This window comes from Streptomyces sp. NPDC033131 (genome assembly GCF_055578365.1).
In genome coordinates this window covers 141,827-165,922 of the sequence record NZ_JBVIPA010000013.1, presented here as the reverse complement: position 1 = coordinate 165,922, position 24,096 = coordinate 141,827, and the positions used below count along the sequence as shown (strand labels likewise).

Annotated in this window: 23 protein-coding genes and 2 pseudogenes; 13 read left to right on the top strand and 12 right to left on the bottom strand. The window is 70.4% G+C overall.

Annotation, left to right across the window (positions count from 1 at the left end; genetic code table 11):
* Positions 1–169 precede the first annotated feature (169 nt).
* Entirely contained in the window at positions 170–1,255 is a 1,086-nt protein-coding gene (locus tag ACZ5XS_RS19080; RefSeq protein ID WP_468652702.1) for a LacI family DNA-binding transcriptional regulator, read from the bottom strand.
* Between the two features lie 241 nt (positions 1,256–1,496).
* On the opposite strand from ACZ5XS_RS19080, the pseudogene ACZ5XS_RS19075 reads away from it, so the two are divergent.
* Together ACZ5XS_RS19075 and ACZ5XS_RS19070 are read left to right on the top strand one after the other, a co-directional pair.
* Positions 1,497–1,766: pseudogene (locus ACZ5XS_RS19075) on the top strand (hypothetical protein); the annotation flags it as partial.
* Positions 1,709–2,305 (top strand): annotated as a pseudogene (locus tag ACZ5XS_RS19070) (LLM class flavin-dependent oxidoreductase); the annotation flags it as partial. The pseudogenes ACZ5XS_RS19075 and ACZ5XS_RS19070, both read left to right, overlap by 58 nt.
* Before the next feature lie 62 nt (positions 2,306–2,367).
* Here ACZ5XS_RS19070 and ACZ5XS_RS19065 read toward each other — a convergent pair.
* Positions 2,368–3,000: a TetR/AcrR family transcriptional regulator gene (locus ACZ5XS_RS19065; RefSeq protein WP_468652700.1), complete on the bottom strand. Its 633-nt coding sequence runs from the start codon at positions 2,998–3,000 to the stop codon at positions 2,368–2,370.
* Between the two features lie 96 nt (positions 3,001–3,096).
* Here ACZ5XS_RS19065 and ACZ5XS_RS19060 point away from each other — a divergent pair, with 96 nt between their 5' ends.
* Both ACZ5XS_RS19060 and lpdA read left to right on the top strand, forming a co-directional pair.
* Positions 3,097–3,309, top strand: coding sequence for a hypothetical protein (locus ACZ5XS_RS19060; RefSeq protein ID WP_468652698.1), 213 nt, complete (start codon positions 3,097–3,099; stop codon positions 3,307–3,309).
* Positions 3,310–3,531: 222 nt separating this feature from the next.
* Positions 3,532–4,944 carry a dihydrolipoyl dehydrogenase gene (lpdA, locus tag ACZ5XS_RS19055; protein ID WP_468652696.1) on the top strand — a complete coding sequence of 471 codons (1,413 nt, stop codon included), beginning with the start codon at positions 3,532–3,534 and terminating at the stop codon, positions 4,942–4,944.
* Between the two features lie 401 nt (positions 4,945–5,345).
* Here the strand turns inward: lpdA and ACZ5XS_RS19050 are convergent, their stop codons facing one another.
* The 4 genes from ACZ5XS_RS19050 to ACZ5XS_RS19035 form a co-directional block, all read right to left on the bottom strand.
* On the bottom strand, positions 5,346–5,576 hold the full coding sequence (locus ACZ5XS_RS19050) for a hypothetical protein (RefSeq protein ID WP_468652694.1): 231 nt from the start codon (positions 5,574–5,576) through the stop codon (positions 5,346–5,348).
* A gap of 141 nt (positions 5,577–5,717) precedes the next feature.
* Entirely contained in the window at positions 5,718–6,782 is a 1,065-nt protein-coding gene (locus ACZ5XS_RS19045; RefSeq protein WP_468652692.1) for a M14 family metallopeptidase, read from the bottom strand.
* A 38-nt stretch (positions 6,783–6,820) separates the two neighbouring features.
* Positions 6,821–7,168 carry a hypothetical protein gene (locus tag ACZ5XS_RS19040; protein ID WP_468652690.1) on the bottom strand — a complete coding sequence of 116 codons (348 nt, stop codon included), beginning with the start codon at positions 7,166–7,168 and terminating at the stop codon, positions 6,821–6,823.
* Positions 7,165–8,724: a S8 family serine peptidase gene (locus tag ACZ5XS_RS19035; RefSeq protein WP_468652688.1), complete on the bottom strand. Its 1,560-nt coding sequence runs from the start codon at positions 8,722–8,724 to the stop codon at positions 7,165–7,167. Before ACZ5XS_RS19035 ends, ACZ5XS_RS19040 begins: the two co-directional genes overlap by 4 nt.
* Before the next feature lie 525 nt (positions 8,725–9,249).
* On the opposite strand from ACZ5XS_RS19035, the gene ACZ5XS_RS19030 reads away from it, so the two are divergent.
* The 4 genes from ACZ5XS_RS19030 to ACZ5XS_RS19015 all read left to right on the top strand — a co-directional run bounded on the left by ACZ5XS_RS19030 (position 9,250) and on the right by ACZ5XS_RS19015 (position 12,367).
* Entirely contained in the window at positions 9,250–9,492 is a 243-nt protein-coding gene (locus ACZ5XS_RS19030; RefSeq protein WP_468652686.1) for a DUF5302 domain-containing protein, read from the top strand.
* A gap of 484 nt (positions 9,493–9,976) precedes the next feature.
* On the top strand, positions 9,977–10,456 hold the full coding sequence (locus ACZ5XS_RS19025) for a hypothetical protein (protein ID WP_468652684.1): 480 nt from the start codon (positions 9,977–9,979) through the stop codon (positions 10,454–10,456).
* Complete coding sequence (locus tag ACZ5XS_RS19020) at positions 10,453–10,866, top strand: hypothetical protein (RefSeq protein ID WP_468652682.1); 414 nt, start codon at positions 10,453–10,455, stop codon at positions 10,864–10,866. Before ACZ5XS_RS19025 ends, ACZ5XS_RS19020 begins: the two co-directional genes overlap by 4 nt.
* 349 nt (positions 10,867–11,215) lie before the next feature.
* Entirely contained in the window at positions 11,216–12,367 is a 1,152-nt protein-coding gene (locus tag ACZ5XS_RS19015) for an acyl-CoA dehydrogenase family protein (protein ID WP_468652680.1), read from the top strand.
* A gap of 23 nt (positions 12,368–12,390) precedes the next feature.
* On the opposite strand, the gene ACZ5XS_RS19010 is transcribed toward ACZ5XS_RS19015, so the two are convergent.
* From ACZ5XS_RS19010 to ACZ5XS_RS18985, 6 genes are all read right to left on the bottom strand, one after another.
* Positions 12,391–12,912, bottom strand: a complete 522-nt coding sequence (locus ACZ5XS_RS19010) for a PaaI family thioesterase (protein ID WP_468652678.1) — start codon at positions 12,910–12,912, stop codon at positions 12,391–12,393.
* A gap of 31 nt (positions 12,913–12,943) precedes the next feature.
* A complete protein-coding gene (locus tag ACZ5XS_RS19005; protein ID WP_468652676.1) occupies positions 12,944–13,918 on the bottom strand; it encodes an LLM class flavin-dependent oxidoreductase in 975 nt (324 codons plus the stop codon).
* Entirely contained in the window at positions 13,915–16,344 is a 2,430-nt protein-coding gene (locus ACZ5XS_RS19000; RefSeq protein ID WP_468652674.1) for a bifunctional acetate--CoA ligase family protein/GNAT family N-acetyltransferase, read from the bottom strand. Before ACZ5XS_RS19000 ends, ACZ5XS_RS19005 begins: the two co-directional genes overlap by 4 nt.
* A gap of 38 nt (positions 16,345–16,382) precedes the next feature.
* Positions 16,383–17,462: an amidohydrolase family protein gene (locus ACZ5XS_RS18995; RefSeq protein ID WP_468652672.1), complete on the bottom strand. Its 1,080-nt coding sequence runs from the start codon at positions 17,460–17,462 to the stop codon at positions 16,383–16,385.
* Between the two features lie 98 nt (positions 17,463–17,560).
* Positions 17,561–18,523 (bottom strand): electron transfer flavoprotein subunit alpha/FixB family protein, encoded by a 963-nt coding sequence (locus ACZ5XS_RS18990; protein WP_468652670.1) that lies wholly within the window; start codon positions 18,521–18,523, stop codon positions 17,561–17,563.
* Between the two features lie 70 nt (positions 18,524–18,593).
* Positions 18,594–19,373: an electron transfer flavoprotein subunit beta/FixA family protein gene (locus ACZ5XS_RS18985; protein WP_468652668.1), complete on the bottom strand. Its 780-nt coding sequence runs from the start codon at positions 19,371–19,373 to the stop codon at positions 18,594–18,596.
* Positions 19,374–19,516: 143 nt separating this feature from the next.
* Here ACZ5XS_RS18985 and ACZ5XS_RS18980 point away from each other — a divergent pair, with 143 nt between their 5' ends.
* From ACZ5XS_RS18980 to ACZ5XS_RS18960, 5 genes are read left to right on the top strand one after another with little or no spacing between them, the layout of a single operon-like run.
* Positions 19,517–20,839: a phenylacetate--CoA ligase family protein gene (locus ACZ5XS_RS18980; protein ID WP_468652666.1), complete on the top strand. Its 1,323-nt coding sequence runs from the start codon at positions 19,517–19,519 to the stop codon at positions 20,837–20,839.
* The gene (locus tag ACZ5XS_RS18975) at positions 20,839–21,549 is read left to right on the top strand and encodes a hypothetical protein (RefSeq protein ID WP_468652664.1); all 711 of its coding nucleotides are present in this window, start codon (positions 20,839–20,841) and stop codon (positions 21,547–21,549) included. The genes ACZ5XS_RS18980 and ACZ5XS_RS18975 overlap by 1 nt, the downstream gene beginning before the upstream one ends.
* 23 nt (positions 21,550–21,572) lie before the next feature.
* Entirely contained in the window at positions 21,573–22,484 is a 912-nt protein-coding gene (locus ACZ5XS_RS18970; protein ID WP_468652662.1) for an SDR family oxidoreductase, read from the top strand.
* Position 22,485: 1 nt separating this feature from the next.
* Positions 22,486–22,944 carry a Zn-ribbon domain-containing OB-fold protein gene (locus tag ACZ5XS_RS18965; protein WP_468652660.1) on the top strand — a complete coding sequence of 153 codons (459 nt, stop codon included), beginning with the start codon at positions 22,486–22,488 and terminating at the stop codon, positions 22,942–22,944.
* A complete protein-coding gene (locus ACZ5XS_RS18960) occupies positions 22,941–24,089 on the top strand; it encodes a thiolase family protein (protein WP_468652658.1) in 1,149 nt (382 codons plus the stop codon). Before ACZ5XS_RS18965 ends, ACZ5XS_RS18960 begins: the two co-directional genes overlap by 4 nt.
* Positions 24,090–24,096 lie beyond the last annotated feature (7 nt).

Sequence of the window (24,096 nt, the reverse complement as noted above, 5' to 3'; positions counted from 1 at the left end):
GGTGGATGCCGTGTGATGGGGAGCGGATGCGTCGCCGCGTGACGGGGTGACCGCGAACCGCGGGAGCGTGGTCGGTGAAGAGACCAGGTGAGCACGGACCGGTACGGCGGCTCGCCTCGCGATCACGTGTCCGGCGGTGAAGACCGCTGCTTGGGCTGATCCGCCCGGGTCAGTCATGCGTGGACGTACCCCCGTTCAGAGGCGGACTGTGCCGGCCCCCACCCGAACGAGAGGCGGTACGCCGGCCACGGTCCGGGGTCGTCCGGGTCGGTGGGGGCGCGGTCGAGGCGCGGACCACGAGGTCGACCGGAGGATCGCTCGTCGGCAGGAGGTCCGCCTGCGGGTTCTCGATGGTGTGCAGGAGGCGTTTGAGTCCTTCTTGCGCCACGGCGTCGAAGGGCTGGCGAACCGTGGTGAGGGGAGGAGTCACATAGGCGGCGACGGGGATGTCGTCGAAACCGACCACACTGACGTCCTCCGGCACGCGTCGGCCGGCTTCCGTCAGCGCGCGGATGAGACCGATCGCCATGTCGTCGTTGGCGGCGAACACCGCCGTCAGGTCGTCGTCGGAGGCGAGTACGCGGCCCGTCGCGTAGCCGGACGCCGCCGACCAGTCGCCCTCGACGACGGGCGGTACCGCCCTGTCGTGCGAGGTGAGCGCCGCCCGCCAGCCCTCCAGACGGTCCCGGGCGGCATACCACCGCTGCGGACCGGCAAGGTGGTGGACGGTACGGTGCCCCAGGTCCAGCAGGTGCTCGGTGGCCGTGCGCGCCATCAGATCGGCGCCGACGCCGGCGGCCAACGCCCTCGCCGCGGGAAACGGCGGCGCACCGAGGACGAGCACCGGCACGTCGAGGCGGGCCGCCAGGTCTCCGTCGTACCCGTCGTCGATGGGCTCCGAGATGACGATGCCGTCCACGCCCTGATCGAGGAGCGAGTCCACGGCACCGGCCACTCCTGACGGGTCGCCTTCCACCGTGTTGACCACACGGAGGGCGTATCCCATGTCCCGTACGGCGCGCTCAACTCCCATGATCAGCGAGGCGGGCCCGTACAGGGCGGTGCCCAGCGTCACGACGCCGATGGACCGTGTACGCCCGGAGGCCAGCGCCCGGGCGGCGTTGTTCAGCCGGTAGCCGAGTTCCTCGGCGGCCTCCAGGACGCGTCGGCGTACCTCGGCGGAGACGTACGGTTCGTCGTTGAAGACCCGGGACACCGTCTTCTGTGAGACGCCGGCGAGCAGGGCCACGTCCACACTGCGAGGGGCGCCGGAAACCCCACCCCGTCTCGCCCCTCGCGTCATGGTGTCTCCCGATCGTGAGTCCAGCGCAACGCTGTCCGTCCGTGCGTCTGACTGCGCTGCCATGTCTACGCAGTCATGAGGCGTCCGTCAAGAGTTCGGAACGCATCCGTAATCTCGTTATTGATGGAACACAAGAGACCGCGCACCGGTCGCTGCTCGCTTCACCTGGTGGGTCTCACGACTGGACGAACCCGCCTGGGCGGTCGAGGATCCGCGGCACCCGACAGCGATCTGGCGGTTCACGCTGGAGCCGCAGAACGGCGGCACTCTGCTGAGGGAATGGATGCAGATGGGCCCGGCCCGCTCAGGTCTCTCCCTCGCCATCGACCGCATGCCGGACAAGGAGCAGAAGATCGTCTACGTGCGCATGCGGGAGTTCGAGGCCAACATGACCAGCACCCTGGAAGTGAGTACGACATCCCCGTCTACCTGGCCACCCTCTCGCCGAAGATGCTGCACCTGACCGGTGAGATCGCCGACGGCTGGCTGGGCACCAGTTTCGTACCCGAGGGCGCCCAGGAGGCGTACTTCGACCACCTGGACCGGGGCTTGGCCGGCGCCGGTCGCGAGCGCGCCGACCTCGACATCTGCCAGGGCGCCGAGGTCGCCTTCGCGGACGACGAGGACGCGCTGCGCGCGATGGTGGCCGGACGCAAGAAGGAACTGGCCTTCAGCCTCGGCGGCATGGGCTCCGCGACCACGAACTTCTACAACAACGCCTACAGCCGCCAGGGATGGGCCGAGGTGGCGGCCGAGGTCCGGACCCGCTGGCAGGCCGGGGACCGGGACGGCGCCGCCGGCCTGGTCACCGACGAGATGGTGCTGGCGACCACACTGATCGGAACCGAGGACATGGTGCGCGCGCGGCTGCGCGTGTGGCGCGACGTCGGTGTCGACACCGTTCGTTTCTATCCCGCCGGCGAGACCCTCGACGCCCGGCTCGCCACCCTGGGACGGGCCATCGGCCTGGTCCGCGACCTCGAGGATGAGGCGGCACGGTAACGAGAGGCCACGGCGGCCGAGGCGTGCCGCCAGGGGCCGACGCCGTCCACCAGGACCCCGTTTCAGGCCGACCGGGCGCTGATGCCGTCGGCAGCCAGGCCCGACATCAGCAGGGTGATCGCATGGAACGTCCTGTTCAGGGCGTCCTCCCGGTCCGCCGCGGCGGCGATGATCTGGTTGCCCTCGCACAGACCGGCCAACAGCAGCCGGGCGGCAGTGGGGACGGGAACGTCCGGTTGCAGTTCACCGCGTTCGGCCAAAGCGGTCAGCAGCCGTTCGGTCTGAGGCTGGGCGACGGTGTCGTTGATGTGCCGGTACTGCGCTCCCAGGACCGAGGGTGCCTGGGCCATCAGCTCTCGGTGCAGGGGGTCGTCGATGGTTCGCCGCAGGAAGGCGTGCGTGAGGCCGGCCACCGCGGCCATGGCGGGCTCGCCGGGTGCCGCACGGATCGCCTCGGACGTCACGTCTGCCAGGGCGCCGACCTGCTGGATCAGCTCCGTGTAGAGCTCGGCGAAGATCGCCTGCTTGTCCGGGAAGTGGTGGTAGAAGGTGCCCTTGCTGACCAGTGCCGCGCCGGTGATGGCCTCGACCGAGGTGCCCGCGAACCCGTTGTCCACGAACAACTTCCGGGCGGCCGCCACCAGGTCCGCCCGGGTCTGCTCCGCATACATCTGTCGTCGGTTTGGCCCTTGCATGCGACCATCGTATATTCGGTGACCCGAGGTCAGTGAATGACTTGAGGTCAGTCGTTGACCGTCATCGGCAATGCCCTCCGGAAGGCAGGCGGAGCCGTGGCAAAGCGCAGGATCGTGTGGCTGGGTGCGACGGGGTACATCGGGCAGCGTGTGCTGGCCTGGGGCGCCGCCCATGCGGCCCGGCCGGGTGCCGTCCTCAAGCCCGGTGCGCACGGCCCGGTCGCCGCCTTCGGCCTCGACACCCTCGGGCTCGGGGCCGCCGAAGCCGGAGTACACGAAGTCGACGGGGCGTCGGCCCGCCCCCGATGATGGCTGAACGGGCATAGATCACGGCGCCGGGACGCTGAAGCGGATGCCCGGGGAACCACCGCCGAGGTGGTGAACCACAGGGGCGCCTCCCTCGTCCTCCACCGGCTTCCCTGCGGCGGGCGGTGACGGATGCCGCCTCTGTCGAGTTGATGAACAGGTTGTTGGATAGGGAGCGAGTCGGCCCCTCACGGGAGCCGGCGCCCCAACGGAGAGGAACCTTCCATGGATGAGCAGGGCGAGCACTTCGACGTCGTCGTCCTCGGAGCGGGCCCCGGCGGATACGTCGCCGCCGTCCGCGCGGCCCAGCTCGGCAGGAGCGTCGCGGTCGTGGAGGAGAAGTACTGGGGCGGCGTCTGCCTGAACGTGGGCTGCATCCCCACCAAGGCCCTGCTGCGCAACGCCGAGCTGGCGCATGTCTTCACGCGCGAGGCGAAGACGTTCGGCATCAAGGTCGAGGGGAAGGTGTCCTTCGACTACGGCGAGGCGTTCCGCCGCAGCCGCAAGGTGGCGGACGGCCGGGTGAAGGGCGTCCACTACCTGATGAAGAAGAACAAGATCGCGGAGATCAGCGGGCGCGGCACGTTCCGCGATCCGCACACGATCCAGGTGGCCGACTACGACGGCAACACCCGCACCATCGGCTTCGATCACTGCATCATCGCCACCGGCGCGACACCGAAGCTGCTGCCCGGCACCCGCCGTACCTCCCGCGTGGTGACGTACGAGGAGCAGATCCTGGCCGAGGACCTTCCGCAGTCGATCGTGATCGCCGGCGCCGGCGCGATCGGCATCGAGTTCGCCTACGTGCTGCACAACTACGGCGTGAAGGTCACGATCGTCGAGTTCCTGGACCGGATGGCACCCCTGGAGGACACCGAGGTCTCCGCCGAACTGGCCAAACAGTACCGGCGCCTGGGCATCGACGTGCTCACCTCCACCAGGGTCGACTCCATCGACGAGTCCGGCCCACAGGTCCGCGTCACGGTCACCGGCAAGGACGGCGCGCAGCAGGTCCTGGAGGCCGACAAGGTCCTGCAGGCGATCGGCTTCGCACCGAACGTGACCGGTTACGGCCTGGAGAACACCGGCGTGACGGTCACCGAGCGCGGCGCCATCGACGTCGACGGGCGCTGCCGCACCTCCGTCCCGCACATCTACGCCATCGGGGACGTCACCGCGAAGCTCATGCTCGCGCACGCCGCCGAGGCCATGGGCGTCATCGCTGCCGAGACGATCGCGGACGCGGAGACCATGGAGCTGGACTACGCGATGATCCCGCGCGCCACCTTCTGCCAGCCGCAGATCGCCAGCTTCGGCTACACCGAGGCCCAGGCCCGGGAGAAGGGCTACGACGTCAAGGTCGCGAAGTTTCCCTTCACCGCGAACGCCAAGGCGCACGGCCTGGGTGACGCGAGCGGCTTCGTGAAGCTCATCAGCGATGCCAGGTACGGCGAACTGATCGGCGGCCACCTGATCGGTCCGGACGTCACCGAACTCCTCCCCGAACTGACCCTGGCCCAGCAGTGGGACCTCACCGTCCACGAGGTCGCCCGCAACGTCCACGCCCACCCGACCCTGGGCGAGGCCGTCAAGGAAGCCGTCCACGGCCTCGCGGGACACATGATCAACATGTAGCAGGGCGATGCCGTTCTCCAGACGTGGGCTCCGGACGTGAGCGCAAGAAGGCGCTACGTCAGATCGCCGGGCATACCACCCCGTCCACGGCGGACGACGATTCATTGCACGTGCGTCTGGGCGTGATGCCGTCGAAAGTTGGCATCGTGCCCCGGTGGCGAACGCATCGAGGGGCCGTCAACGGCAGGAGCGCAGCTCAGGCCACGGGCACTGCGGGCGGGCTGGGTGACGAGGAGGCGTCACCGCCCTGGACGGCGTTCCGGGCGCGGGCGGTCGCCGGGGTCGTGACAGTGAGGCGCCGGTCGCGCACTTCAGTACGCGTCCCGGCGCCTCTCGTCAGCCCTTCGCCGTTGCTCCCACGGTTCGTCAACGCTGCGATCCGGCGAAGGGGCTTTCTCTCGCTACTTGTACATGAACGTCGGGATCAGGCCGTTCTCGTGGAAACCGGTGATGAGTTCGCCGGCCTCGCACTTCGGCGCAGCGTTCGCGACCGCGACCACGTCGTAGACGTCTCCGTAGTTTCCCATCCAGTGCCACTGTCCGGTCGCTCTGGTCTCGGAGATTCGCTTCTTGAGCTCCTTGCCTTCCTCGGCAGAGAGGGCTCGGTCGGTAGGGATCTCTTGCGTAGTCATACGAGGCTCCTTCGAGAGAGGGGGGATCTCTTACAGAATCTGTCCTCTTCACCCGTCCTGCCACTTGAAGCACGGTGGTTGCATGGGCAACGAGTGAAGCCTGTCCGCACGGAGGTATCAGGTGCAGCTACAGGGTGGACTTCAGCGGACGTTGAGGGCGAGGGCCAGGAGCGCTGCCGAGACCTCGCGGATGACGTGCTCGGCCTCCTGGTACGGAGGCTGGAACGAGGTGCCGCATTCGATGGTGTAGCCGAGGGTTTTGGTGGCGGCAGGGGTGGTGAAATGGCGGCTGTAGGCGTAGTCGTCGCTGGTGCCGGAGGTGGGGTAGAGGCCGTATGCCGCCTCGAACCCGTAGTCGACGCCGCGCACTCCGCGGACTGCGTCGTTCATACGCTCGGCCAGTTCGGCGGCGGACTTCAGGTCCTGATGGGGAATGAACTCGCCGATGTCGTCGTCCTTGCGGCCGCGGACGGCGTCGAGTGCGGGGTTGCGGAAATTGTCGGTCGGGGTGGTGGACTGGTTCCGGTCCGAGCCCCAGTTGTGCAGGATCACGGGTACGGCGCTGTGGACGTCGACCAGCCAGCGGATGCGCGGATGGGTGTCGAGCGCCCAGACGACGTTGCGGGTCTCGGGCTCCGAGGCGGCGGACGGCCCCCGGTACGTCTGCGGGTCGCAGGGGTTGTCGGAGGTGTGGACGTCCGCGTCGGGGGCGAACTTGGCGATGTGGTCCCAGAGGAAGTCGAAATTGCGGTTCAGGTCCACGCCCGCGCAGGACGGGCTGCCGTGTCCGGCCGGTGCCGGACGGCGGTTCTTGCGCCACATCGCGTTGGCCGTCTGGCTGAAGGCGCGGCCGTCGGGGTTCACGCACGGGTAGAGGAAGAGGTTGAGGCTGTCGATGACGTGTCCCACCTGGGCGGCCGTGTACGACGTCGAGCCGTAGCCGAGGCCGGTGCCCAGACTGTGGGCTTCCAGCAGGTCTGCGGCGAGTGAGACGAGGGCGTCGGGCGGCGCCCATTCGCGGCCGTGGACACCGCCCAGGACCAGAATGCCGTCGGCGTCGTCGGCCGGCCTGGCCCCGATCCGCAGCAGGCGTGCCGTGCGGCCCTCGTGGGTGGGGTGGGGTGGCGTGAGGACCTCCGTCACCCCCGGGTGGACGGCGTGCAGGCTGCTGATCGCCGATTCGATCTCGGCTACGTTGAGGTACACGGTCACTCCGTCCGGACGCGCGGGTTGTCGGATCGTGGTCACTCCTTGCGGCCGAGCCCGCGGGGCAAGGCCCCCCGGGCCGCGAAGCGGTCGCCTTCGCTGACCTCCTGCTTCCTGGCCTGCCAGTTCTCCGTGACGTTCTCGACCGCGGTGATGTTCACGCGTGGTGCCGACCTGGCCGATCTGGCCGAGTCGAGCTGGTCCTGGCGGAAGTAGACGTCGAGGCCGAGGCCGGCCGCGGTGTCCCGGGCGATGGGGCGGCAGCCGGTGTCGGGCCCGGTCTCCTCGATGAACTTCCGCAGCGCGTCGGCGTTTTCGGCGACGACGTGGCAGCGCAAGACCGTGGGGACCTCGCCCGCGCCGCCTGTGCCGCCCGTGTCGCTCATCGCGGTGCCGTACGCCCGGCGACCAGTTGGGCGAGCGCGATGGCCTGCGCGGCGTTCACCCGACCGAAGCCGTAGTCGTCGTTGTGGCCGTTGCCGTCGTAGACGACACCCGGGCCGCCGATCTTGTCGGCCGACTGGTGCATGATCTCGCGCAGTTGGTCGCGGGTCAGGGCGGGACTGGCCGCCAGCGCCAGTGCCGCGCAGCCGGCTGCGCAGGGGGCGGCGAAGCTGGTGCCGGTGCTCGGGCCGAAGCCGCCTCCGGACGTCGTACTGAAGACATCGACTCCGGGGGCGATCAGTTCGACCTCGGGGCCGCGGGCCGCGTTGTCCTCCCGGTCCTTGTTGTTCGACCGGACCACCGCGATGACATCCGGATGGGAGACCACCTCGTCCAGCATGATGTCGACGTTCCTGCCGTTGCTGGCCGCCCAGAAGATCGGCAGTCCCTTGCCCTGGCGTCCAGTGGCGGCGGCGAATTCGAGGGCCAGCTTCAGCGTGTCGGTCAGGTCCCAGTCCGCACCGTTCGGGCCCAGGCTGCTGACCAGGATGTCCGCGCCTTGCTGTGCGCCGGCTCCGGGCTCGGTAGAGGGGTCGGCGGCGTACGCCACGGCACGGGCCAGTGTCGTCTGCGTGCCGACCTGGTCTCCCAGGCACGCCACCAGCATGAGGTCGCACTCGGGGGCCGCACCGACCCCGCCAGAGCCGTTGTGCCGGGCGCCGACCATCCCGGCGCAGAAGGTGCCGTGGTCCTCGTCGGGCATGCCCACGGTGTTCTGGGTGAAGGTCACGCCCACCACGCCGCTGCTGTAGAAGCCCGAGCCCGGGTGCAGCGCGTTGGCGAGATCCTTGTGGCGGACATCGAAGCCGTTGTCGATGACAGCGACGCGGACGCCCTCTCCGAGAGTCTGGTCCCACGCCTTCTCGATGTGGACGTCGGCGCCCGGCTTGCCGCCGTTGATACCGGTGTTGTCCCACTGCCACTGCCTGGGGTATTCGGGGTCGGAGGGGTGGAACCGGGGCGGGACGTGCTCGATGAACGACGGTTCGGCGAAGACGAAACGGTCGTTGTCGTGCAGCTCCACGGAGGCCGCGAGGGCGTCCTCGGCGGCCCTGGCCCGCACCTCGTACAGGTTCGTCGCGAAGCCGAGTTTGTTGACGACCGTCAGGCCGGCCGCCTCGATCTCGCGCTCCGCCTCCTCCCTCGAGAGCGACGGCTGCAGTTGGACGTTCAGCGCGTCGGTCGCGATACCGATCCTGCCGTTGGGCCGCCGGATGACCTTGCCCGCTGCCTCCGCCCTGGAGATGTCCTCCCCTACGTCGACCGCCGCTCGGGTTCGCCGGTTGGGCCTGACGAACACCCAGTGCGCTCGGGCGAAGGCGGCGGTGGTCGCGTCATCGATTCCCGCGTCACGCATCGCTCCCCGGGCACTGGTACCCAGCTCCGCCTCCGCGTCGGCGGCGGCCCTGACACCGTCCGTCTCCACTTTCACCGCGACCACATCGTCGAGTTCCTCCGCCTCGACGAGGTTGCCACGCTGGTAGTACTGACGCGACATCGCACTCGCCTCTTCTCATGGGCGTGGCTCTCCTCAGGGGCGCGGTCGTCCCGGCCGGATTCGTCACGGCGACAGGGCACTGCCCGAGAGATAAAACCCCGTTTAGGTAGGAAAACCCCCTTACTCGCCAGTCTCCTCGCCTCTTGGAAGGGGAGCAACCGCACGGTCCGCGGGGCCTGCGGGCTCCGTCCACACCTGGGAGCCGGCTGGTCGGGAACCGTGGAAGGTGGCGTCGCGGAGCACCGTGAAGGGCACGCCGACGTGTCGGCTCGTCCGGCGAGGCAAAGGGGGCCTGGATGTGGTGCTTTCCTGGTGCGATGTTCCTGGCCTAGCCGTTGGAGAACTCGACGGGAAGACGACCACGTGCCGGGAGGTGCCCGCCATGACCTCCATGAGGAGCCGGCCCCCGGTGAGCGTGAGGGGCCTCGGCGACCTTCGCGGACGCGGGCCCGGACTGGCGTCTGACCGCGGACCGCTTGGCCTGTGACAAGCTGTGCTTCCCACTGCCCGATCCAGGAGGCCACCATGACTGCAGAGCCCTCACCGCAGGAAAGTCCGGAGCCGGCCGACATCGAGGAGCCCGCGTCGGCCCCCGAGGACGAAGGCCAGGACGACTTGAAGCGCAAATTCCGGGAGGCTCTGGCGCGCAAGCGGGGCATGCAGGCGGACGCGGCCGCCCTCGCTGCGAACTCGGACGCGTCGAAGATCCGCGGGGCGCACGGCCCGGCTGCGAGTCAGCGGTCGTTTCGGCGTAAGAGCGGCGGCTGAGTCCAAAGGGCCGCCGGAGGGTACTCGGCAGGGCACGGTCCGGCTGCCGTGCGTTCCCACATCGGCACGTGCAGTCATGAACCGAACTGCGACGCGCGCTCCCGGGCTTGGCCGCGCCCGAGATGACGGGGCCGGCAGCGTGCCCGGCGCCGGAGTCCTCACCGGGCACGTCAGCGCCTTCGCCCCGATGCTCACCGAGCGCAAGGGCGAAGGACTCCCGAAGTGGTACGACGTTTCCGGCAGTTGACCTGGCCGCCATCCGCACCCTCGCCGCAGGCATCGACCGCGATGGGGATGCCGTCACCGCCGGCTCGCCCGCCACCTTGCCCTCGAACTCGGGCGGCGTCGAAAGACTTGCCTGCTGTGACTCGACTGTGACGGGAGGAGTGGCTTCCGCCACAGACGGGCCGGTGCGGCACTGATGAGGTGGCCGCATGCATGCCGCCCCTCGTGTCTCTCAAGCCTTGCCCCCGCTCGGAGGGGAGTGACGGGCGTGCTGGTGGCTTTCGGTCTCTTCGCGGCCTGCGCCGTCGGCTCGCTCGCAGCCGCGGCGAGGGTGGTCGCGATGGTGTTCCCCGGTCGGCCCGAGCCCTGGGTGGTGCATCTGCTGCGCCGTGCGGCGGGAACGGCCGCGTGGGCGGCCGCGGTTGTCCACTCGCTGGGGTTCCTTGCCGTTTCGATGTCAGAGCAGGCGTTCGGCGACGGCGCGGATTCGATTCCGGCTCCGGACTGCCGCGACGGCTTCGACGCGGAAACGAAACAGGGCCTCTCTCACCATCGGTCCTCGTATCTGCCACTCCGCTTCGACTGCGTCCGCGACGACGGCACGGTGTACTCCAGTGATCCCGGCTACGTGTGGATGAACTGGGCGACCGCGTCCCTCGCTCTTGCCGCCGCCCTGCTCGCCATCGGCGCGGGCTACGCGAACACGTTCCGCGCCCGGAAGGCCGCCGTGCGGTCATGACGCTGCTCCCGGTCTTCGTCGGGCTCGTGGTCGTCTGGGTCGCGCTGCGCGGGTTGCTGGTGCAGCCGAGGCTGCCGCTGTGGGTGCGGACCGCAGTGTTCTGGTCGGTGCCGCTCGGCGCCGTCACCTGGGTCGTGATCATGACGGCGGACGACCCCTTCCTGTTCCCGGAGACCGCCCCCTGCCCCAGGGAGCCGATGCAAAAGGGCATCATCGGGAGCGGGAAGGTCTCGGCAATATCCACCCCGTTTCCCCCGCGGGCCTACTGCCAGTGGGATGACGGCACCGTCTACGACCTTGCGCCCGAGGCCGTGTTCGTGTTCTGGGTCTGCTTCGCCATGACGGTCGTACCACTCGCAGCGGGACTGTGGCACGCCCTGCGGAATCCCGAGTCGCTCCTGCGCCGGTAGTCGCTCGCTGGTACGAACGAGGATGTGGCGAAGGCCGGCCTCGTGCTCCTGGCGTTGGTCGACGGTCCGGCCTGCCGGCAGATCCTCGGCCACCTCCACGACTCGCTGCGCACGGACACGATCGTGCTGAACAACAGCACCAGGCCTCCGCCGAAACGTCGAGTCCGGCCCGGCAACTCGGCCCGTCCCACGTCCACGCGCCCGTCCCACGTCCACGCGCCCGTGCTCGGCTCTGTGCCGGCTGCTGCCGCCGGCGCCCCTGCCGACGCTCCCACTACCGCCGTTCCCTCTATCCGCTAACATAGAATAATTAGATAGATGAATACCCTGTACCCCGCGAGGAGTGGCCGTGGACTTCGGGCTGACCGACGAGCAGGACCTGTTGCGCGCGACGGCTCGGCAGTTCGTCGCCGACGTGTGCCCGGCAGAGAAGGCCAAGCAGTGGGACGAGGAGGGCGTCGTGCCGCCCGAGCTGTTCGGGGGCATGGCCGACCTCGGGTGGTTCTCGCTTCCGTTCGCCGAGGAGGAGGGCGGTGACGGCGGCGGGCCGCTGGAGCTCATCCTGATCGCCGAGGAACTCGGGCGCGCCAGTTTCGATGTCGCCATGTGCTACATCGGCGTGCTCATCCCCGGGATCACGGTGTTCCGGTGGGGCAGCGAGGCGCAACGCGACTTCATCCGTACGCAGGTCATGACGGGCCGCCACCGGCTCGCCGTCGGCCTCAGCGAGCCGGACAGCGGGTCCGACGCCGCGGCGCTGCGCACCACTGCCGAGGACCACGGGGACAACTTCCTCGTCCGCGGCCAGAAGGCGTGGTGCACGGGCGGCGGCCTGCCCGACACGACCATCGCCACGTACGTCCGGACCGGGCCTCGCGAGCCCAAGCACGGCGGCATCAGCCTGCTGCTCGTCGATCCCGCGACCGAGGGCGTCGAGGTCCGCCGGACGCCGACGCTGGCCCGGCACATCCTGGGCACCAACGAGGTCTTCTTCAACGACGCCCTGGTGGCGAAGGAGAACCTCGTCGGCCCGCGCGACGAGGGCTGGAAGGTGATGCTCTCCAACATCGAGCTGGAGAAGGTGATCATCACCGGAGGCTACCTGGGCGCGGCTCAGGCCACGCTCGACGAGATGCTCGAATACGCCCGCACCCGGCACGCCTTCGGCCGTCCGATCGGCAACTTCCAGGCGCTCGCCCACGCCATGGCCGACCTGCAGACCGAGATCGACTCCGCCCGGCTGCTCGCCTACCGGGCCGCCTGGCTGCTCGCCCAGGGCAAGCCTTGCACACGGGAAGGGTCGATGGCGAAACTCAAGGGCTCGGAGACGTATGTGGCGGCGGCCCGGCTCGGGATGCAGGTCTGCGCGGGACACGGCTTCTCGACCGAGAGCGTGATGAGCTTCCGCTACCGGGAGTCGATCGTGGCCACGATCTCCGGGGGTACGAGCCAGATCCAGCGCAACGGCATAGCCCGCAGCATGGGGCTCAGGTCCTACTGAGCCCCGCCGCCCCGGCCCGCCGGCTACTCCTTCTTGGCCTCGCCGTCCTGGCCGGCCAGCCATTCCTGGTGCCGCGCGAAGTGGCCCTGGTCCCGGGTCACCCAGATCCCGGAGACCCGGGCCAGCACGGCCCGCGTCGGCAGCAGCACCATCTCTCCCGCGATGTACCAGCGCCTGCCCTCCCGCTTCTCCACCCAGGCCCGGACCTCCAGCGGCCGCTGCACCGGCACCGGCTTCACGAAGCTCACGGTCAGTTCCGCCGTCACGCTCAACACCCGGTGCAGTAGCGGAAGGTGGCCGAGACAGTCGTCCAGGACGGCCGCGGTCCAGCCGCCGTGCGCGACGTCGGGTCCGCCCTCCTGGTCACGCGGGCAGGACAGCTCGAAGCACGCCGACCCGTCCTCGTCGAGCCGCTCATGCTCAATCCCCAGTCGGCAGGAACCGGCGGCGCGGCACGCCCCGCACAGGGCCACCCCGCCAGGGGTGCGGGGCGGTTCCTGGAAGTCGGCCCCCGCCCAGGGACCCGTCGGTGGCGTCGTGGACATGATGTGACTCCTCTTGTCGGGCGTCGGAGCGTCAGGCATCGGCCAGCAGCGGGCGCAGCTTCCCGGCGATGAGCTGGACCTGCCGGGCCACCATCTCCTCGGGCATCCCGGCCAGCGAGGCCCACAGGAACACGCCCTCGACCGGCAACCCTGTCACGTACGCCTTGATGGCATCGGCGACCTCCTGCGGAGTGCCGTACAGGAACTGTCCGACTCCGGTCGCGCTCAGCCCCGTCTCCCGCCACTTCTCGGGGTCGATGGGGCGAGGGGCCGGCTGGTCGGTCCCCTCCACCATGTACCGGCGGTAGCTGTCCCATTGGTACGCCAGGTGTCGGCGCACCACGGGCCAGTCGCCGTCGGGGTCCTCGGTGACGAACGTGGTGAACGAGCCCTGCATACGGGCCGCCGACACGTCGTATCCGCTCTCGGCGAGCCCTTCCCGGTACGGCGTCAGCAGCGCCGGGTTGAGGGACAGCAGCCCTGTGCCGAGCCGGCCGGCCCGCCGGGCGCCCTGCGGACCCTGGTAGCCGAGCCAGATCGGCAGCGGATCCTGGACCGGGCCGGGGACGACCAGGGACTCGGCCCACAGGCCGCGGATCTCCCGTACTCGTTGATCGGTCGTGGTGTAGCGCTTGGTGAGGTCCGCTCCGTACAACCGGTACTCGGGCACCCGGTAGCCGGTGCCCAGACCGAGGTCCAGGCGGCCGTCGCTGATGATGTCCACGATCGCGGCCTGTTCGGCGATCTCGGGTGCCGCGTGAAGCGGTGCGGGGATGACCGCGGTGCCCAGGCGCACCCGGCGGGTGCGGGCGGCGGCCGCGGCGGCCATGGTGAGCGGCTGGGGGAGGTAGCCGTCCTCGAAGCCGTGGTGTTCGGAGAACCAGACCGAGTCGAGGCCGAGGCGGTCCGCTTCCTCGCACATCTCCAGGGCGAACCCGTACACCCGCGACCAACTCTGCCGCCACGGCGGTGGGTTGCGCAGGTCGAAGTAGATGCCCACCTTCACGAGGAACCTCCTGCTGCTGGGTTGTGGGCCAGCCGGATCGTCGCGTGCGCGACGGCCACGCCGTCCCCGGGTGGCAGGAGCCGTACCGGGCGCAGTTCGAGCGCCTCGATCCCGGGATGGTCCTCGACCATCGCCGAGATCCGCAGGACGGTCTCCTCAAGGGCTGCGAGATCCACACCCGGGCCGCCGGCCCGGCCGTCCAGCAGCGGGGCCGCCCGCAGCGAGCGGACCATCTCGCGGGCGTCGCGGTCGCTGAGCGGAGTGACGCGGTGGGCGACGTCCGCCATGAGGTCGGCGTAGTCCCCGGTGAGGCCGAAGGCGACCACCGGGCCGAAGACCGGGTCGGCGCGGACGGTGAGAAACGCGTCCGGTCCGGGGGCCGGTTCGCCGGCGCGTACGGCGATTCCGTACGCGGCGAGCAGTTCGGCGGCGACCGCCGCGGGGACCGGCCCGGGGGTGGAGGAGGCGATGAGCGACCGGGCCCGCTCGGCGTCGACTCCCGCGAGGTCCGGTACGACACCCGCGGGGGTGCTGCGCCAGGCCTGGTAGGCCGCCGCGTGTCCGAGCGAGGTGGCCGCGGCCTCGGGGAACGTGTACGTCGGTACCACCAGGTCGCCCCGGTGCAGGAGATCGGCGACGCCCGCGCCGCCCAGGAAGCTCGCCAGCACCGGTTTGTCGGGTCGGGCCGTTGCCGCGTCGAGGATCGCCGAGGCGACCTCGTCGGGCTTGTCCGCCAGCGGCGGCATGAACAGGACGACGGCCGCGTCGATGTCGTCGTCGGCCAGGGCGGCGTCGAGCGCCTGGCGGTAGTGGGCGGCCGTGGCCGTGGGCGTCAGGTCGATCGGGTTGGAGACGTCCGCGTGGGGCGAGAGGGCCGAACCGAGCGTCTGCCGGGTGTGCTCGCCGAGTGTGGGTACGCACAGGCCGCTCGCCGCGCACGCGCCGACCGTCAGCGACGCGGGGCCGCCGGCGTTGGTGATCACGGCGACCCGGTTGCCGGGCGGGGGCGGCTGGTGGGCGAGCAGGAGGGCAACGTCGAACAGCTCCTGGAGACTGCGGGTGCGGATCACGCCGGACTGGGCGAACAGCGAGCTCACGGCCGAGTCCGCATGGCCGGGGTGGACGGCGACGATCGGTTTGCGCGGTGCGATGCGGCGGGCGACGCGGGCGAACCGGCTCGGGTCGCCGAACGTCTCGACGTGCAGCAGGATCACCGAGGTGCCCGGGTCCTCCTCCCACCACTGGAGCAGCTCGTCGGTGGACACGTCCACGGCGTGGCCCACCGAGACGAAGCCGGAGAAGCCGAGCCGCAGCCGACGGGCGAAGTCGAGCACCGCGAGCCCCAGCGGCCCGGACTGGCTGGACATCGCCACCCGGCCGGGCGTGGGCAGGGCGGGCGAGAAGGTGGCGGCGAGGCGCGCCGCGGGGGTCGTGTTGACCACGCCCATGCAGTTCGGGCCCACCAGCCGCATTCCGGAGGCACGGGCGAAACGGGCCAGCTCCAGCTCGGTGGCCCGTCCTTCAGCCCCGGTCTCGCCGAAGCCCGTCGAGACGACGACCACCGCCTTGACCCCGACGTCCGCGCACTCCCGTACGGCATCGGGGACGGCCTCGGCCCGCACGGCCAACAGGGCCAGGTCCGGCGGTTCGGGCAGGTCGCGGACGCTTGCGTAGGCCGGCAGGCCGGCGATCCGCTCGGCCCGCGGGTTGACCGGGAACACACTGCCGCCGAACCCGCCCCGCAGCAGGTTGGCCACGATCTCGTGGCCGATCGTCAGCGGGCTGCGGTTGGCCCCGATCACGGCGACCGAACGTGGCTCGAACAGTGGCCGCAGGGAGCGTCGTACCGCCGTGTGCTCGCGGCGCTCGGCCCGGGCCACGGCCTGGGCCTGAGGGTCGACGGCGATCTCGAAGTGGATGATCTGGCCGGGCGGGCCGGCCTCGATCCGGTAGCCGGAGCCGAGGAACACGTTGATCATCCGGGTGTTGTCGGCAAGGACGTCGGCCTCCAGCACCCGGATACCCCGTGCGCGTGCGGCGGCGGCGATGTGCTCCAGGAGCAGCCTGCCGAACCCCTCGCTCTGGTGGTCGTCCCGGATGGTGAACGTGACCTCGGCGTGTTCCGGTTCCTCGGGGTCGCGGACGTAGCGCACCAGGCCGGCGATCTCGTCACCGGCCAGGGCGACGAGCGCCAGTTCGTTGAGGTAGTCCACGTGGGCGCCGCGCCGGATGACGTCGTCGCGGGCGCGGACCACCGGACCGAGCGAGCGGTAGGCAAGGGTGGCCCGGGACAGGCTGCCGACGAACGCGACCAGGCGGTCGGCGTCCTCCGGGCGGATGGGACGGACGAAGGTCGACCGCCCGGTCCTGACGAGTCCGGGCCGCTCCAGGTCTTCGGGATACGAGGGGTACGGGGGAGGGGGCATGCGTGGTCCGTCCGAACGCCTGGCGTCGTCGGCGCCGCTCAGACGGCCGCCTCCTGGGGAGTCTGCTCCGGCAGGCGGAAGAGCTCGTTGAAGGTGCCGCGGGTGACGCGCTCGCGGATGTCGTCCGGCACGCCGTCGAACAGGTCGTGGAGCGTGGACTGGGTGTGGCCGTAGGTGCCTTCCAGGTGGGGGTAGTCGTCGCCCCACATCACGTTGCGGTAGCCGGTCGACTCGACGATCTCCACCGAGCTCTTGTCGTGCTGGAAGGAGGCGTACACCTGCTGCCTGATGATCTCGCTGGGCAGCCGGCTCAGCTTCGGCCGGACGAACATGCCGTGCTGGCGGTACGCCTCGTCCATCCGGTCACCGATGGCCGGCACCCATCCCGCGCCACCCTCCGCGATCAGGATCCTGAGGTCGGGGTGGCGGTCCAGAGCGCCGCCCGCGACCATGTGGGACACGACCCGCATGCCCGGGTAGGTCGTCTCCATGTAGTTGACGACCGCGCCGCCGGGCCCGCGGAAGACGACGTTCTGGGCGCCCGTGCCGATGTGGAAGCCGAGCACCAGCCCAGCCCTCTCGACCGCGGTCCACAGCGGCTCCCAGCGCTCGAGGGCGTACTCCTCGCCCGGCCGGGTCGAGCAGGGCAGGAAGATCGCCTGGAAGCCCAGTTCCGCCACCCGCTCGACCTCGGCGACCGCGTCGTCGATGTCGGCCGTAGAGACGCAGGCCGTGGTGATGACGCGCTTGTTCTTACGGAGGATCTCGTCGTGGGCCCAGTCGTTCCACGCCCGTACCGTCTCCCGGGCGAGCTCCCGGTCGGTGATCGAGACGAGCCAGAATCCCATGGAGGGGAAGGCCAGCTGGCCCCACACGCCCTCCTGGTCGAGGTCCTTGAGCCGGACCTTCAGGTCCCAGGCACCCGGCGGGCGCATCGCGTCCATGAAGTCGCCGAGCTGGCGGTCGATGCGTTCGCCGTCGATGTAGAGCATCTCGTACTTCTCGCCGCGCTCACTGCGCGGCGCCCGCGCGCCGAGCCGCGTGGACATCCGCTCGGTCCACACGTCGGCGGGTTCCATCACGTGGGAGTCCCCGGAGTTGACCCAGATCTTCGTCATGACGTCCCTTCGGGTCAAGGCTGCAAGCTCAATGGATGCAATCAGTTAGCGATTTTAGTTGTATGGGTGGCGGAAGGGAAGGCCGGGCCCTTGAAAGATCAGGTCCGGCGCCGGTCGATCTCGTCCACCAGCTGCGGCAGCACCGCGAAGAGGTCCCCGACCACGCCGTGGTCGGTGAGCTCGAAGATCGGGGCGTCGGCGTCCTTGTTGACGGCGACGATGGTCTTGGACGTCTGCATGCCCGCCCGGTGCTGGATGGCACCGGAGATGCCTGCGGCGAGGTAGAGCTGCGGGGACACCTGGGTGCCGGTCTGGCCGACCTGGTGGCTGTGCGGGTACCAGCCGGCGTCCACGGCCGCGCGGGACGCCCCGACGGCCGCGCCGAGCGCGTCGGCGACCCGTTCGATGAGGGCGAAGTTGTCGGCGCCGTTCACGCCGCGACCGCCGGAGACCACGATGTCGGCGTCGGTCAGCTCGGGCCGGTCGCCGCGCTCCCGCGGTGTGCGGGACAGGACCCGGACGGCGTGCGAGGCCGGGCCGAAGGTGACGTCCTGCTTCTCGACGACGGGTTCGGCGGGCGCGGCCTCGGGGGCGGCGGCGTTCGGCTTGACCGTGATCACCGGCACGCCTTGGGTGATGTGCGCGGTGACCTGGTACGTCGCGGCGAACGCCGACTGCTCGGTGACCGGGCCGTCGGGCCCGGCGGTGACGTCGACGGCGTCGGTGATGAGCCCGGAGCCGAGCCGCAGCGCGACCCGCGCGGCGATCTCCTTGCCGTCCGCCCCGGACGGCACCAGGATCGCCGCCGGGCCGGTGCGTTCGGCGATCTGCGTGAGGGCGTCGACGGCCGGGGTGACGAGGTACTCGTCGACCTCGGGAGCGTCCACGACATGGATCTTCCGGGCGCCGTAGCGGCCGAGCACCTCGGTCGCGATGTCCGCGCCCGGCCCCAGGAAGACGGCCGAGGGCTCGCCCAAGCGGCGAGCCAGGGTGAGCAGTTCGAGGGTCGGCTTGCGTACGGCACCGTCGACGTGGTCGACGAGGACGAGAATCTCGGCCACGGTGATGCAGCTCCTTCTGGACGGGTGATGGATGGGGCGATGGACAAGGTGGGTGGTAGGGGCGGCGCGGTCAGATGAACTTCTTGGTGGTGAGGAACGCGGCCAGTCCGGCGCCGCCCGTCCCCTCGTCGGTGACGATCTCGCCCTTGGTGCGCGGCGGGCGCCTGGTCGCGGTGGCCACGGCCGACCGCGCGCCGGCCGGGCCGACCTGATCGGCCTCGATGTCCAGGTCGGCGAGGTCGAGGGTCTCCAGCGGCTTCTTCTTCGCGGCCATGATCCCCTTGAAGGAGGGGTAACGGGCGTCCCCGGAGCGGTCGGTCACCGAGACGACGGCCGGCAGCGCGCCCCGGATCCGTACGGTGGCCCCGTCGCCCTCGCGGCGGCCGGTCACGGTTCCGTCCTCGATCGCCAGGTCTTCGAGGTGGGTGACGGCCGGGACGCCGAGGCGCTCGGCCAGTAGCGCCGGCAGGACGCCCATGGTGCCGTCCGTCGAGGCCATCCCGCACAGGACGAGGTCGAAGCCGTGCCGCTCGATCGCCCTGGCCAGCACGAGTGACGTACCGAACGCGTCGCTGCCCTCGATGTCCTCGTCGCTGACATGGATCGCCGCGTCGCCGCCCATGGCCAGAGCCTTGCGCAGGGCGTCGCGCGCGTCGTCGGGTCCGACGGTGAGGTAGCAGATCTCGGCGCCGGCGTCCGACTCGGCCAGGCGCAGGGCCTGCTCGACGGCGTACTCGTCGAGTTCGGACAGCAGCGAGTCGACCGACGCCCGGTCGGTGGTGCCGTCCTCGGTGAAGGTGCGGTCCGCCGTGGCGTCGGGGACGTGCTTCACGCAGACAACGATCTTCACGGCAGCCCTCCTGTGGTTCAATGAGTGCTAATAGTTAACTATATAGACGAAGGGAGCGCGAGTCCCGCGCCTAATCCGTCGAATTGGTTGACTGATTGCGCTGATAGCTGGAAGATCTGGGCACTGAGCCGCGAGGAGGCGCCATGGTCGGTGACAGGGACACCGCTGACAGGTACTTCGAGCCCCGAGTGGAGACCATGCCGCGCGAGGAACTGCGCGCGCGGCAGGAAGAACGGCTCCTGGAGCTCGTCCAGTACGCCTACGCCAACTCCGCCTTCTACCGCGAGCTGTGGGACGAGCACGGGGCCCACCCGCGTGACATCCGCTCCCTGGAGGACTTCCGGGCACGGATTCCGTTCATCACCAAGGACATGATCCGCGCCTACCGGGCCCGCACCAAAGATCCCTTCGCCGGCCTGCTCTGCGTCCCGGTCGAGGAGCTGACCTCGGTCTCCTCCAGTTCCGGTACCACCGGAGACCCGGAGTTCTTCGCCGAGATCTGGCAGGACGCCCCGCCCCTGGTGACCGCGCAGGTGCGTGACCTGTGGGAGCTGGGGCTGAGGCCCGGGGACCGGGTCCTGAGCCCGCCCGGCACCTTCCGCAACTTCATGGACGCCGGCTTCCAGGCGCTGGGCGCGGTGGTCATCGAGGTGGACACCTGGATGGGGAACATGCCCGAGGTCGTCGAGGCCCTGCGCACCTACCGCCCCGCCTATCTGCAGATGATGTATCCGCAGATGGTGGAGCTGGAGCACCTGGCCGAGAAGACCGACCTGAGGGAAGCCTTCTCCTCCCTCAAGGGCGCTTCCTGCGCCGGCCAGCCCCTCAGCCGGAAGATGCGCGAGCGGATCCGCGACGACTGGGGCATCGACGTCTACGAGTACACCAGCGCCGCCGACACCGGCACCGCCTGGGAGTGCCGCGAGCACGACGGCTTCCACCTCTGGGAGGACACCGTCTTCGCCGAGTGCGTCGAGGTCGACGAACACGGCTGGCACGACGTACCCGCGAGCGAGCTCGGCGAACTGGTCGCCACCGACCTGGACAACCGGGCCGCGCCACTGATCCGCTACCGCAGCGAGGACCTTGTCCGCCTCTCCCGCGACACCTGCGGCTGCGGCCGCACCCACGCCCGCATGTGGGTGGCCGGACGGCGCGGCGACGAGACGGTGGTCCAGGGACGCTCCGTGGTCCTGCGGGACGTCTGGCAGGCGGTCGAGGACCAGCCGGAGACCGTCGCGGGGGTCTTCCAGATCGTCCGGGACCGGCGCGAGGTCGACGAACTGCGGCTGCGCGTCGGCTACGACCCCCATCTCACCGGCGACGTCGACGCCCTGGCCGGACGCCTGAGCGAGGCCGTGCGCGAGCGGACCGGAGTCAAGCCGGTGCTCGACATGCGCACCGAGGAGGACCTGTTGAAGACCATGACCAGCGTCGCCAAGTTCCCCCGGGTGGTGAAGACCTGATGGCCCGCGCCGACACCCTGGCCCGTGCCAGGACGCTCGACCGCCCCGAACTCGCCTATCTCATGCGCTTCCCCACCGCCGACGGCACCCAGGACCTGGAGCTCACCTGGGCGGAACTCGCCCGCGACACCGAGTGGGCCACCGCACGGCTACGGGACCACGGCCTCGCCGCCGGGCAACGGGCCCTGCTGACCGCCTCCGGCTTCGAGGGCTTCTGGGGCCACGCGGTGATCGGCGCCCTGCGCACGCTCAAGGTGCCGTACGGCATCGCCGAGGCGATGGGCTGGGACCATCGCCGCACCGCGGTCTTCCACCGCGAGCTGACCCCGCACGCCGTGATCGGCCTGTCGGCGGAGACGCTGGAAGGGCTCGCCGGCATGGCCGACATCGGCGAGATGTTCCGGTCCACGCCCGTCGTGCTGGCCCGGCCCGCCGCCGTACCCGTCCTGCGCGGAGTGGGGGTGACCGCCTCCGTGATCTCGGCGGTGGGACCGGCTCTCGCGCTGGAGTGCCCCGAGCGCAGCGGCGCGCACGTCAACGCGGCCGAATGGCGGTTCGGCGAGCGGGACGGACAGCTGACCGTGGCGGCGGGTGAGGGGCGCACGTCGCCGCTGCCCGAGACACCGCTCGGCATCGCCGGCCGCGTCGTCACCGGCCGGTGCGGCTGCGGCAGCGACAACCCGCGGGTGCTGCTCGCCGAGGCCAACTGACCTATCCGATGGAGGAGCTGAGCATGTCTGCAGGAGTGGTCGAAGGCCGGGTCGCGGTCGTCACCGGCGCCGGCAACGGGATCGGCCGGGCGCACGCCCTGGCGTTCGCCGCGCACGGGGCGAAGGTCGTGGTCAACGACCTGGGCGGCGGGCGTGACGGGGCGGGTGCCTCGGCCGGGCCCGCCCAGAGTGTGGTCGACGAGATCGTCGCGGCCGGCGGCGAGGCGGTGGCCAACACGGACGACATCTCCAGCTGGGAGGGCGCCGGCCGGCTCGTCCGGCAGGCCGTGGACACCTACGGCGGCCTGGACGTGCTGGTCAACAACGCCGGCATCCTGCGTGACCGGATGATCGTGTCGATGACCGAGCGGGACTGGGACGGGGTGATCGCCGTCCACCTCAAGGGCAGCTTCGCCACCCTGCACCACGCGGCCGCGTACTGGCGCGAGCGCGCCAAGTCCGGTCAGGACAACGACGCCCGGGTGATCAACACGACCTCCCCGTCCGGCATCTTCGGCAACCCCGGTCAGTCCAACTACGGCTCCGCGAAAGCCGGCATCGCCAGCCTCACCCTTATCGCCGCCGCCGAACTCGCCCGCTACGGCGTGACGGTGAACGCCATCGCGCCCACCGCGCTGACGCGGCTCACCGAGGACATCGCGATGATGAAGCAGGCCGCCGAGAGTCAGGACCTGACTCCCGAGGCCATCTCACCGCTGGTGGTGTGGCTGGGCTCGGCCGCCTCGCGCGAGGTCACCGGCCGGGTGTTCGGCGTCGTCGGCAACCGGATCAACGTCCTGGAGGGCTGGGTCAACGGCCCCGCCGCGAGTGCCGACACCCGCTGGACGCCGGAGGAGCTGTCCTCCGTCGTCCCGAACCTGGTGGCCAAGGCGGCTCCGAACGCCGACGTCCTGGGCAACCGGAACGGGGCCTGAGATGACGACGACACAACGCCCGGTTGCCGAGGGCCTGTTCACCTGGCCGCCGGCCGCCGCGCCCCTTCGGCTGATCGGTTCCGAGTGCCGGGTGTGCGGGCTGGTGAGCTTCCCGGCGGCCGCGACCTGTGTCCGGTGCGCGAGCGACGAGTCGAAGGAACGGCTGCTGGCGGACCGCGGCACGCTGTGGACGTACACGACCCAGGACTTCCGCCCGCCGTCCCCGCCGTACGACGGCCCCGAGGCCTTCGAGCCGTACTCCGTCGGATACGTCGAGCTCCCCGGCGAGCTGCTGGTCGAGGCGCGGCTCACCGAACCCGACCCCGGGAAGCTGCGGATCGGGCAGGACATGCGACTCACGCTGGTGCCCTACACCGTGCAGGACGACGGCACCGAGGTCATGACGTTCGCGTTCGCCCCCGCCGAAGAGCCCGCCCCGTACGAGGAGGAGACACCGTGACCGAGGCCGTCATCATCGGCGTGGGGCTCCACCCCTTCGGCCGCTTCCCCGGCAAGCCCGCGCTGGACATGGGCGCGGACGCGGTCCGGCTGGCGCTCGCCGACGCGGGCGTGAACTGGCCGCAGATCCAGGGCGGTTACATCGGCAGCTACGAGGTCGCCAATCCGGACGCGATCGTCGGCCGACTGGGCCTGACCGGCGTACCCCTGCGCGGTGTCTTCAACGGCTGCGCGACGGCCGGTACGGCGGTGGCGCTGGCCGCCCGCGCGATCGAGAGCGGTGAGCACGACCTGACCGTCGCGATCGGCCTGGACAAGCATCCGCGAGGCGCGTTCGCCGCCGACCCGTCCGTGGCCGGCATCCCCGCCTGGTACGGGCAGACCGGACTCTTCCTCACCACCCACTTCTTCGGCATGAAGATCAATCGCTATATGCACGAGCACGGCATCTCCCACGAGACGCTCGCCCGCGTGGCCTCCAAGAACTTCCGCAACGCGGCCGGCAACGAGAAGGCCTGGCGCCGTACGCCCCTGTCGCCCGAGGAGGTCCTCGCCTCCCCGGTCCTCAACTACCCCTTGCGTCAGTTCATGTACTGCGGCCCGAACGAGGGCGCCGCGGCCGTCGTGATGTGCCGGGCCGACCAGGCCCACAAGTACACCTCCACCCCCGTACGGGTCCGTGCCACCTCCCTGCGCAGCCGCAGGCTCGGCGCGTTCGAGGTGCAGAGCCCGTCGTTCCCCGTGGGGGAGCCCGTGGACAGCCCGAGCGTGGAGGCCTCCCGGGAGGCGTACGAACGGGCGGGCATCGGCCCCGAGGACGTCGACGTCGCCCAGCTCCAGGACACCGACGCCGGGTCGGAGATCATCCACATGGCGGAGAACGGCCTCTGCAAGGACGGCGAGCAGGAACGCCTGATCGCCGAGGGCGCCACCGAGATCGGCGGCCGGCTCCCGGTCAACACCGACGGCGGACTGCTCGGCAACGGGGAACCGATCGGCGCGTCCGGACTGCGCCAGATCCACGAGATCGTCCTCCAACTGCGTGGCACGGCGGGGAACCGGCAGATCCCCGGCACCCCGCGCGTCGGCTACACGCACCTGTACGGCGCGCCCGGCGCGTCGGCGGTGACGATCCTCTCGACCTGAGATCGAC